The organism is Planktosalinus sp. (genome assembly GCF_059864935.1).
Genome location: NZ_JCBCCK010000396.1, coordinates 1 through 1,641, shown reverse-complemented (window position 1 = coordinate 1,641; position 1,641 = coordinate 1). Strand labels below are relative to the sequence as shown.

1 protein-coding gene is annotated in these 1,641 nt (G+C 37.3%); it reads right to left on the bottom strand.

The features are described from left to right. A partial coding sequence (locus AC6F75_RS12215; protein ID WP_500715315.1) for an outer membrane beta-barrel protein occupies nt 1-1,641 on the bottom strand: 1,641 nt, incomplete at both ends.

Sequence of the window (1,641 nt, the reverse complement as noted above, 5' to 3'; positions counted from 1 at the left end):
GATACGGGTGCGTTCTTCGTTTCTGATTTGTCTGGTGTTTTCGCGTAAAGAAAAGTTTCCAAAATTATAAATAAAACCCATTTGAAGGTATTGGTTTTCCTCGATGGCGAAATAACTGTTCCTTTGATTCAAAAAGTCTGCCTGTAACCTTCGGTTTGTAGTGTCAAAAATATCATTTGCCGTGAGAGATAGAGATGCCCTATTGTTCCAAAGTGATTTTCTAATCCCAAGTGAAACAGTCGTAAACGGGTCCATAACATAAGTGCCGAAAACAATTCCCGTAAGGTGTGCAAAAGTCAGGTCGGCTTTAAGTGTTCTGTCCTCTGAGAGTGTAAATGAATTGTACATTTGGATAAACATTCCGTTTGTTTCCAGAGTAACCAACTCATTGTTGCTTTCTAGGGCGACAAAGGTATTTTCTTCGTGGAACATAGACACATAGTTGCTAAAATACCACCAGCTTTTTATGCTTCCCGCATAATGGAAATTTAAACCATAACCCCTTCTTTCAACCATATTTGTTGAAATTGACCTCAAAAACTGTTGGTCATTATTTTGAAAACTCAACACTTCAATGTCGTTTTTAATAGTGCGGTAATACAGCTCAAAGTCGTATTTGTTTTCAACTAAATAATTGATGCTGTACCTTTGGTTAACAGAGGGTGCCAAATTCGGGTTTCCGGAAGTAAAATTATTTTCGTTAATAAAATACTTGAATGGATTTAGTAAATCATATCTTGGGCGTGAAATGCTTTTGTTGTAGGCCACCCCAACGCTGTGATTTTCGTTGGGCGTGTAATTCAGTATAAAGGAAGGAAACCAGTCCAAATAATCGTTTTGTGATTTTTCATTCATCGAAATGGAATTGCCTTCGGTTTCGGTATATTCTCCCCTTAGTCCGACTCTCATTCTCCAGCGACTCCAGTTTTTTGCAAGGCTGACATATCCTGAAAATATAGTTTCGTCATAAATAAAATTATCTGTAAACTCAGGGTTAGGCACAAGTGTGTTATTTACCTCGTCGAAAAAGTTTATAGCGCTTTCTGATTCAATGACAGAACCCTTAACACCGGTGTCAAAATTTATCCCAAAAAGTTCTGAAGAAAAATCAATTTGGCCGATATAAATGTTGATTTGTTGGTATGAATCTGTTTTGAATGCGCTTGAGCTTAATGAATTTCCGCTTGGCGAAAAGTACCCTGTAGTTAAGTGCTGATCTCTGTTGTGTTCAAAATTGGTATAGTGCACATTGGCATTAATATTGGCTCCCTTTTCATTAATCACATGGCTAAAAGTCGCATCGAGTGCAATGTTGTGTTTTTCTATATCAAGATGGCTGTTTGTTTTGAAAAGTGAATCAATAGTTCTCGAAGCGTTCAAAATTTCGGTTACTTCTTTATTTGAATAGGTCGTATTCGGATCAAGAAAAATCGAGGAGGAAATATTTAAATTGCTTCTTTCGCTCAATGTAAAATCAAGTGCCGCATTTATGTTGTGAAGGTCAGAGCGGGTGACCCTTTCAAAATCTGTATCCCAGTAATTTGTAATGTTGTTTTGCGCATCAAAAAAAGTGATATCGCTCAGGTCATTTTTGTGCTCTTTTCTCCTGTTCAGGCTGTAATCAACGGCAATATTGACCCA